This window comes from Aeromonas dhakensis (assembly GCF_000820305.1).
Lineage (GTDB): Bacteria > Pseudomonadota > Gammaproteobacteria > Enterobacterales > Aeromonadaceae > Aeromonas > Aeromonas dhakensis.
Genome location: NZ_CDBH01000072.1, coordinates 56423 through 65514, shown reverse-complemented (window position 1 = coordinate 65514; position 9092 = coordinate 56423). Strand labels below are relative to the sequence as shown.

At 64.1% G+C, this 9092-nt stretch carries 9 protein-coding genes; 8 read left to right on the top strand and 1 reads right to left on the bottom strand.

All coding sequences use genetic code 11. The features are described 5' to 3' along the window. Nucleotides 1-1008: TMAO reductase system periplasmic protein TorT (gene torT, locus BN1143_RS21400; protein WP_042052160.1), on the top strand; the 1008-nt coding region annotated here is incomplete at its 5' end. 21 nt (nucleotides 1009-1029) lie between these two features. Beyond that, nucleotides 1030-1434 carry a GFA family protein gene (locus tag BN1143_RS21395; protein WP_017779928.1) on the top strand — a complete coding sequence of 135 codons (405 nt, stop codon included), beginning with the start codon at nucleotides 1030-1032 and terminating at the stop codon, nucleotides 1432-1434. A gap of 20 nt (nucleotides 1435-1454) precedes the next feature. Here BN1143_RS21395 and torR read toward each other — a convergent pair whose 3' ends face one another. Further along, nucleotides 1455-2168 (bottom strand): two-component system response regulator TorR, encoded by a 714-nt coding sequence (gene torR / locus BN1143_RS21390; RefSeq protein WP_025201259.1) that lies wholly within the window; start codon nucleotides 2166-2168, stop codon nucleotides 1455-1457. Nucleotides 2169-2323: 155 nt separating this feature from the next. On the opposite strand from torR, the gene torC reads away from it, so the two are divergent. The 6 genes from torC (at nucleotide 2324) to BN1143_RS21360 (ending at nucleotide 9075) form a co-directional block, all read left to right on the top strand. Next, a complete protein-coding gene (gene torC, locus BN1143_RS21385; RefSeq protein ID WP_082038678.1) occupies nucleotides 2324-3490 on the top strand; it encodes a pentaheme c-type cytochrome TorC in 1167 nt (388 codons plus the stop codon). 27 nt (nucleotides 3491-3517) lie between these two features. Further along, entirely contained in the window at nucleotides 3518-6010 is a 2493-nt protein-coding gene (gene torA / locus BN1143_RS21380) for a trimethylamine-N-oxide reductase TorA (RefSeq protein WP_042052155.1), read from the top strand. A 98-nt stretch (nucleotides 6011-6108) separates the two neighbouring features. Then, nucleotides 6109-6777 carry a molecular chaperone TorD gene (torD, locus tag BN1143_RS21375; RefSeq protein ID WP_017779924.1) on the top strand — a complete coding sequence of 223 codons (669 nt, stop codon included), beginning with the start codon at nucleotides 6109-6111 and terminating at the stop codon, nucleotides 6775-6777. 7 nt (nucleotides 6778-6784) lie between these two features. After that, nucleotides 6785-7153 (top strand): hypothetical protein, encoded by a 369-nt coding sequence (locus BN1143_RS21370; protein ID WP_042052153.1) that lies wholly within the window; start codon nucleotides 6785-6787, stop codon nucleotides 7151-7153. A gap of 169 nt (nucleotides 7154-7322) precedes the next feature. Further along, nucleotides 7323-8465, top strand: coding sequence for a hypothetical protein (locus BN1143_RS21365; RefSeq protein ID WP_042052152.1), 1143 nt, complete (start codon nucleotides 7323-7325; stop codon nucleotides 8463-8465). Further along, nucleotides 8452-9075 carry a hypothetical protein gene (locus BN1143_RS21360; RefSeq protein ID WP_042052149.1) on the top strand — a complete coding sequence of 208 codons (624 nt, stop codon included), beginning with the start codon at nucleotides 8452-8454 and terminating at the stop codon, nucleotides 9073-9075. Before BN1143_RS21365 ends, BN1143_RS21360 begins: the two co-directional genes overlap by 14 nt. Nucleotides 9076-9092 lie beyond the last annotated feature (17 nt).

Sequence of the window (9092 nt, the reverse complement as noted above, 5' to 3'; positions counted from 1 at the left end):
TGCGCCCGCGCCTTCGAGGTGGATCACTGGCCCGACGGCGCCTTCGGCGGCAAGCCGGCCCGTCTGAACTGGCAAGGGCCCACCCCCGTCACGCCCCCCCTGACCCTGTGCGCCCTCTACCCCCACCTGCGCGACGCCTACTGGCTGTCGGTCAATCAGGGCATGGTGGAGGAGGCCAAGCGACTTCGCGTGAAGCTGCGCATCCACGAGGCGGGCGGTTACGGCGCCCTTGCCGAACAGCGCCGCCAGTTGCAGCAGTGCGTGAGCGAGGGGAGCAACGCCATCCTGCTCGGTGCGGTGAGCTACGACGGGCTCGGCGAGGCGATCGGCGCCAGCCCGCTGCCGGTGTTCGGCCTGGTCAACGATCTGCCCGCCGGACTGGTCAAGGCCAAGGTGGGGGTCTCCTGGTATCAGATGGGCTGGCAGATGGGCCACTGGCTAGCCAAGCGCCACCCTGCCGGCAGCCCGCCGGTGACGGTGGCGCTCTTTCCCGGCCCGCAGGCGAGCGGTGGCAACAACTTCGTCGAGCCCGGTTTTGCCGACGGCATCGAGGGGAGCGCCATCAGGCTGGTGACCACGGCGCGCGGTGACAACAGCCGCGAGATCCAGCGCACCCTGGTGCAGCAGACCCTGGCCCGCCATCCCGACCTCGACTATCTGGTGGGGGGCGCCATCGCCGCCGAAGTGGCGGTCAACGAGCTGGCGCAACGTGGCCTCGCAAAACCTCAAGTGCTGAGCACCTACTTCAGCCACGGGGTGCAGCGCGGCCTGCGCCGGGGCAAGGTTCTGGCCGCCAACAGCGATCAGATGCGCCAGCAGGGGCGCCTTGCAGTGGCCCAGGCGGTCTGCCTGCTGCAAAGTCCCGAGGCCGGCGAGCACCAGTGCCCGCGGGTGATGGGCCCCCCCATCCTGACTCTGGAGGCCCCCCTGGCCAATCCCGCCGATTCGCTGTCCGATGGCACCTTTCGCCCCGTCTACCGGGTCGGCTTCGACGCCAGCGGCAACTAACCAAGTACTCAAGGAGAAGAGATGAACACATTGCATGCGAGCTGCCTGTGCGGCGCCGTGGCCCTGACCCTGCCGGATCAGTTCGACTACATGGGCAACTGCCATTGCTCCGAATGCCGCAAGTTTTCCGGGGCGGACTACGCCTCGGTCGGCGGGCTGGATGGTGACAAGGTGACCATCGCGAAGGGGGGCGAGGCCATCGCCCGCTACCAGAAATCGGACGAGACCAGCCTCGCCTTCTGCCGCCACTGCGGCTCCAGCCTGTTCAGCCAGAAGCGCAGCACGGGCAAGATCAATCTACGGCTGGGGATACTGGACGAGGCGCCGAGCCAGAAGCCCGCGTTTCACATCTTCGTCGGCTCCAAGGCCCCCTGGCACCAGATAGGGGACGACTGCCCGCAGTTCGACACCCGGCCATCGGCCTGAGCGCCTAGCAAAGCCAAGGATCAGGCGGCCAGCTCGCCGGCAAACAGATAGCCTTCCCCGTGTACGGTGACGAACAGTTGCGGGTCACGGGGATCCTGCTCCATCTTGCCGCGCAGGCGGCGGATCAGCACGTCTATGGTGCGATCGCTCGGGCCGTCACCCCGGTGGCTGGTGAGGGCCAGGATCCGCTCCCGGCTCAGCACCCGCCCGGCGTTGGCGATAAAGGCCACCAGCACCTCGTACTCCGCCTTGGTCAGGCGCACCGGCACCCCGTCACGGCTGAGCTGGCGGCGGGGGATGTCGAAGCGCCAGGGGCCGAAGCGCACCGCATCGTCGGCCACCGCCGGCTCGCTCGGCTGGGCTGCGGCCAACGAGATGCGCCACAGCAGGTTCTTGACCCGCACCAGCAGTTCCCTCAGCTCGAACGGCTTGGTGACATAGTCGTCGGCCCCCATCTCGAGGCCCACTATCCGGTCCACCGCATCACTGCGGCCGGTCACCAGGATGATCCCCACCGTGCTGCGGGCGCGCAGTTCTCGGGTCAGCAGCAAGCCATCCTCCCCCGGCAGGTTGATGTCCAGCATCACCAGGGCCACCTCCTGCGCTGCCAGCACGGCCCGCATCTCCTGGCCGTTCTCGACCGCGGTCACCCGATAGCCCTCCCGCTCGAAATAGCCGGTCAGCTTCTCGCGGGTCACGGCATCGTCTTCAACAACCAGAATGTGGTGGCTCATGGGCAGGTTCCGCAGGGTTAGACAGAGTTCAACATGGGGGAATTATTCTATTCATAATTTTTCATAAATACCCCTATTTCGTTAATTTTCGGCGGCAGCCCTGTTCACAACGCCTCCCTATCATGGCCTCCATCAAAAAAGCGATGTGAGAGAGCATGATGAAAAAACTGTGGCATTTCCTGCGCACCCCCAGCCGCCGCTGGTCGGTATTGGCGCTGGTGCTGGCGGGCGTCGGGGTCACCCTGGCCGGCAGCGTCGGCCTGCACTACGGCTTCGAGAAGACCAGTACCCTCGAGTTCTGCATCTCCTGCCATACCATGAAGGACACCGTCTACCCCGAGTACAAGGAGTCCATCCACTTCAAGAACGCCTCCGGCGTCCAGGCCATCTGCACCGACTGCCACCAGCCGAAGGACTTCGTCGGCAAGGTGGCCCGCAAGATGGAGGCGGCCAACGACCTCTATCAGCAGTACATAGGCCACAGCATCGACACCCAGGAGAAGTTTGAGGACAGGCGCCTGCACCTGGCCGAGAAGGTGTGGGCCCGCATGAGCAGCCAGAACTCCAAGACCTGCAAGTCCTGCCACAGCTACGACAACATGGACCACGCCAAGCAGTCCCCCGCCGCCGCCCTGGCGATGAAGGATGCCGCCGCCAAGAACATGAACTGCATCGAGTGCCACAAGGGGATCGCCCACGAGCTGCCGAACATGGCGGGCGGCTTCCGTGCCACCTACGCCACCCTGGCAAGCGATGCACAAGAGGCACCGGTCGCCGAGACCCTCTACACCCTGGGCGAGAAGGATCTCTACGAAAGTGAAGAGAGTACCGATCCGGTCGGCAAGCTGCTGCCCGCCTCCCGCATCGAGGTGGTGGCCCGCAGCGGCGATCGCCTCAAGGTGACCATCGAAGGCTGGCGCGAAACCGAAGGCAAGGGCCGCGTGCTGAGCGAGTACATGGGCAAGCGGGTCTTCGTGGCCACCATCCGAGACGAGCTCAGGGCGAACGAGCAGATCCTGAAACAGGAAACTGACAGCGCCACCCATATCGAGTGGGAACAGGTGCAGGTGCAGGCCTGGGTCGATGGCAAGGGCCTCGAATCCTCCCTCAAACCGATCTGGGATTATGCCGGCGAGATGTACAAGTCCACCTGCAACTCCTGCCACGCGGCGCCGGATCCGGCTCACTTCACCGCCAACGGCTGGATCTCGGGTCTCAAGGCCATGTCCGCCTACTACCGCCTGAGCAAGGAAGAGGAGCGCACCCTGCTCAAGTACCTGCAAAACCATGCCGCCGATACCGGTGGTCAGGGCAGCCACTAAGTCCGGATTTGAGAAAGGAATAACAAGATGATCAATATTTCCCGTCGTGGTTTTCTGGGTGGCTTGCTGGCCAGCGGTGCCAGCGCCCTGATCGGCCCCTCCCTGCTCGGTCGCGCCGTGATGGCCGCCGAGTCCGGTGAAAAACTGGTGCAGTCCGGCTCCCACTGGGGCGCCTTTCGCGCCCGTGTGGTCGATGGCCGCTGGGTCGAGACCCTGCCGTTCGAGCATGACAAGCATCCGACCGAGATGTTCAAGGCCCTGAGTGAGGTGGTCTACAACCCCTCCCGCATCCGCTACCCCATGGTGCGGCTGGACTGGCTGCGCAAGGGCCACCAGTCCGACACCCGCGAGCGCGGCCAGAACCGCTTCGTGCGGGTGACCTGGTCCCAGGCGCTGGACTTCTTCTATCACGAGCTGGAACGGGTGCAGAAAACCTATGGCCCGAGCGCCCTCTACGCCGGTCACTCCGGCTGGCAGTCAGTGGGCAAACTGCACTCCGCCGGCGCCATGCTGGGCCGAGCCATGAACCTGCACGGCACCTATCTGGCCAAGGCCGGTGACTACTCCACCGGTGCCGCCCAGGTGATCCTGCCCCACGTGGCGGGCGCCATGGAGGTGTACGAGCAGCAGACTTCCTGGCCCCTGGTGCTGGAGCACAGCAAGACCATCGTCATCTGGGGTTCCGATCCCATCAAGAACCTGCAGGTGGGCTGGCTGGTGCCGGATCACAGCGTCTACGAATACTGGGCTCAGCTGAAAGAGAAGGTGGCCAGGGGCGAGATCAAGGTCATCAGCGTCGACCCGGTCAAGTCCAAGACCCAGAAGTACCTCAATTGCGATCAGGTGACCCTGAACCCGCAGACCGATGTACCCCTGATGCTGGGTATCGCCCATACCCTCTACAGCGAGAAGCGTCACGACGAGGCCTTCCTCAAGAACTACACCACCGGCTTTGACAAGTTCCTGCCCTATCTGCTGGGCACCAAGGATGGTCAGGTGAAAGATGCCGAGTGGGCGGCCGCCATCTGTGGCGTGCCTGCCGAAACCATTCGCGAGCTGGCGCGCACCATGGCCAGCGGCCGCACCCAGCTCATCGGCGGCTGGTGCGTGCAGCGCATGCACCACGGCGAACAGTACGCCTGGATGCTGGTGGTACTGGCCTCCATGCTGGGCCAAATTGGTCTGCCGGGCGGCGGCTACGGGTTTGGCTGGCACTACAACGGCGCCGGTACCATCACCAGCACAGGCCCCATCATGTCCGGCTTCAGCTCCGTCATCCCCGGGGTCAAACCGCTGCACGACGGTGACTGGAAGGGCTACTCCAGGTTCATCCCGGTGGCCCGTTTCGTCGACTGCATCCTCAATCCGGGCAAGCGCATCGCCTTCAACGGTCAGACCATCACCTACCCCCAGATGAAGATGGCGGTGTTCTGCGGCAACAACCCGTTCCACCACCAGCAGGATCGCAACAAGATGATCGCCGCCTGGCGCAAGCTGGAAACCGTGGTGAGCGTGGATCACCAGTGGACCGCCAGCTGCCGCTTCGCCGATATCGTGCTGCCGGCCACCACCACTTACGAGCGGGATGACATCGAGCAGTGGGGTTCCCACTCCAACGCCGGCATCCTGGCCATGCACAAGGTGGTCGAGCCGCTGTTCGAGGCGCGCGACGACTACGACATCTTCGCCGATCTGTGCCGTCGTTTCGATCGCGAGGCCGAGTTCACCGGTGGCAAAACCAAGCTGGAGTGGATCCAGAGCATCTATGACGACGCCCGCCTGCAGGGCCGCGGCATCGGTATCCGCCTGCCCCGCTTCAGCCAGTTCTGGCACGGTGAAGGCTTCGTCAGCTTCCCGGCGGGCCAGCCCTGGGTGCGGCACGAGTCGTTCCGCAAGGAGCCGGATCTGGAACCGCTGGGCACCCCGTCCGGCCTCATCGAGATCTACTCCAAGACCATCGCCGACTACGGCTACGCGGATTGCCCGGGCCACCCGGTCTGGATCGAGCCTTACGAGCGCTCCCACGGCGGTCATGGCAGCCAGCAGTTCCCGCTGCACCTGCAATCCTGTCACCCGGACAAGAGGCTGCACAGCCAGCTCTGCTCCTCCGATGCCTACCGTGCCACCTACACGGTGCAGGGGCGCGAGCCTGTCTACATGAACCCGCAAGACGCCAGGGCGCGCAGGCTCAAGGACGGGGATCTGGTGCGGGTCTTCAACGGCCGCGGTCAGGTGCTGGCCGGTCTGGTGGTGAGCGAAGACTACGCCCCCGGCGTGGTGCGCATCCAGGAGGGGGCCTGGTACAGCCCGCAGGAAGGCGGCAAGGTGGGGACCTTGTGTACCTATGGCGATCCCAACGTGCTGACTGCCGATATCGGTTCCTCCAGCCTGGCGCAGGCCACCACGGCCCACACCGCCCTGGTGGAGATCGAGAAATTCCGCGGGCAGGCGCCGGCCGTCACCGCCTTCGGAGCGCCGGAATCCGCCAAGGGCATCGATCCCATGTTCCCGGCACTGTGACCCGAGGGGACGAAAGTCACCCCTTGAGTTTCCTTTATTTTTAAAGTCGTTAGAATCGGGAGCCTCTATGGCTCCCGATTGTCATCCACGGAGGATAAATGCAGGAATTCATGGCTACCAGCGAACGCCGGGCCGAGCTTTACTGGTGGTTCTCCACCCTGTTCGCTGCCGAGCTCAGTGATGCACAGATCGCTGAATACGACACCTATGACGTGCGCAGCTTCTTGAAGAGCCTCTCCACTCTCGACCCCATGCGCGAGGCCGTGGCCGAACTGAACGAGGCCATCGCCCGCCTGCTGGTGCGCCCGGATCGCCAGCTGGAGCTGGCCGCCGACTTCGCCGGCCTGTTTCTGGTCGACCCCAAGCAGGGGGCCCTGCCCTACGAGTCGCTCTATCGCGGCGAGGGCAAGCTGCTGATGCAGGCCCCCATGAGCGAGATGCAGGCGCGCCTCGAACGCCTGGGCATCAACGTCAGCGACAAATACAAGGAGCCTGCCGATCACCTGGCCATCGAGCTGGATCTGATGGGCAACCTCATCATCCGTGCCGCCGAGGCGACCACCGCCACCCAGCGTGAAAGCTGGCTCGGCGAGCAGGAGTCCCTGCTGCACGGCCACCTGCTCGGCTGGTTCGACAAATTCGAGAGCGCCTGCCGCGCCGCCGACCAGTTCGGCTTCTACGGCGCCAGTGCCCGGCTGCTGGGGGTATTCCTCAAGATGGATGCCAACTACCTCAGCCTGGTCAAACCGGCGCAAGCCGCCGACTGAGCCCGGCATGAAGACAGCCCTGCTGCTCATCGCCTGCTGGCTGCTGGCCCTGATCCCGCTGGATCAGGGCATTACTCCCCTCGTCGCCCTGCTGTTCAACCCGGACAGAGAACTCTACGGCACCGCCCAGCTCACCGGCTTTGCCGGCATACTGCTGACGCTCTATCTTGCCAATCTGGGCGTCGAGGTGGTGCTGCGCCGCCGCTTCCAGATAGCGGGCATGCTGGCCCTGCTGGCCGCCTGGATCGATTTCATCAATAGCAGCGGCACCGAGAGCCACTGGTTGCTGCTCTACGCCATGGCGCTGCCGTTTCACGTGGTCGGCTGGCTGGTCCTGGTGCGCGGCATCCAGGCGTTTGGCCGCCAGAAAGGCTGAAAAAGCGCCAAAACTATTACAAATCATGACAGCCCGATCCTCCCGGTTGCCCTTGTGGCAAGGTCAGCGGGGTAATTGCGAGTAACATTCGCTTACATTCAGCTCCCGTTCAGTTTCACGACAACCGCTATAGTGCCGCTCCTTTTCCGACCGATACAGGAGCATCAGCATGCCTCCACAGGATGCGCGCATCACGGGCCTCGATCTGCTGCGAGGGCTCGTCATCTTCATGGCCGTCTTCGAGCACTACACCGGCTACCTCAACTACTGGTACATCGACTTCTTCAATCGGGAGCACGCCCTGTGGGACAGCTTCTACCTCTCCCACAAGGCGATGGCCGGTCAGCTGCTGCCCATGGATCATCTGACGGCCCAGGTGTCGGCCTGGCTCATCCCCTGGGTCAGCCAGATCTACCTGGCGCTGGCCGCCTTCAACCTCAGTCGCCGTGATCAGGCCAGCTTCAGACCGCAGCTGGGCGGCAAGCTGGTGCTGTTCGCCAGCATCATACTGGTGCTCTATGTGGAAGGACTGGTCATCGCCCCCAACTTCGGCGAGGCGATCTCTTTCTATCCGGTGATGCTGTGGATGTGCCTGCTGGCGCTCTTCTCGCTGGTCTACGCCTGGTTCGGCATCCGCGGCATGCTGCTGCTGACCCTGCTCAGCCTGCTGCTGGATCAGCTCGGCGTACAGGATCTGCTCGGTCACCTCGATGGCTGGATGAAGCTGCACGTGCACCCCGACTACGAGCTGGATGCCCGCCTCGACCTCTTCATGGCCAGCGGCTGCTTCGGCTTCCTCTACGGTTGGTGCTGGCATCAGCGACCCCAATGGCGGGACCGCCTCAACACGCTGGTGCTGACACTCTCGCTGCTGGCGCTGGCCTGCTATCTCATGTTCGGCGAGAGCAGCACGGTCGAGCTCAGCGACATCTACGCCAACGAGCACGAGTTGGCGATGGACATGATCGGACGTGCCGGCATCTGGGGCATGGAGTTTCTGGTGATCGGGGCCGTGCTCTGGCTGCATCAGCGCAACATTCGCCTCTGCTGGCGCCCCCTCAACTGGATCGGCATGTACTCGCTGACCGTCTTCATCTTCCACAAGAGCATCTTCGTGCACCTGTGGGGCCCGCTCCTGCTGTGGTGGACCGCCCGCCAGGGCACCATACTGCCCAACAATTTCGGCCTCATCATGGCGCTCAGCGCTACCAGCGTGCTGCTCATCTACGCCTTCCAGCGCTCCGGCATCATCTGCCACCTGATGGGCATGCATCAGGATCGGGACTGGGTGCGGCTCTATGGCAACAAATAAGCACTGGCTGGTGCTGCTGCTCCTGGCGCTGCCGGTCTGCGCCAAGGAGCTGGCCATCGGCGGTCAGTGGCAGCTGGACAGCAAGCAGGCGGGCAGCGGCAGCAGCGACAGTACCCAGTTCTGGGTCGGCTACGAACGGGAGACCCAGGTCGGCCTCATCTTCGCCGACGGCCAGAGCGCCGGAGTGGCGCTGCCGCTCTACGACAAGAGCTTTATCGCCCTCGGCGTCAGTCCGATGGAGGTGATCGACCGTACCCGCTTCAGCGCACTCTGGCGCCTGGGCTGGCAACTGGATGACGATCACCAGCTGACCCTGGGCCAGCTCTATGACGTCAGCGGGCGCTATGGCCAGCTCTGGTACATGGAGCACAGCCTGCCGCTGCCTGCCGGGCTCTCCCTCAATCTCTGGCTGACCCGCGGCAGTAAGGCCCACATGGCCGCCTATGGGGCGGACGAAGGCTTGCGGGACTGGGGGCTCACGCTGGAGCGCAGCTGGTGCTGGCAGCAGTGGCGACTGGGCACCGAGATCGGCGCCAAGCAGTGGCTCATCAAGGAGCATGACTGGCAACCGGTGATCAACCTCACCTTGAGCTATCACTTCGGAAAATAACCAAATTGGGGGCAAAT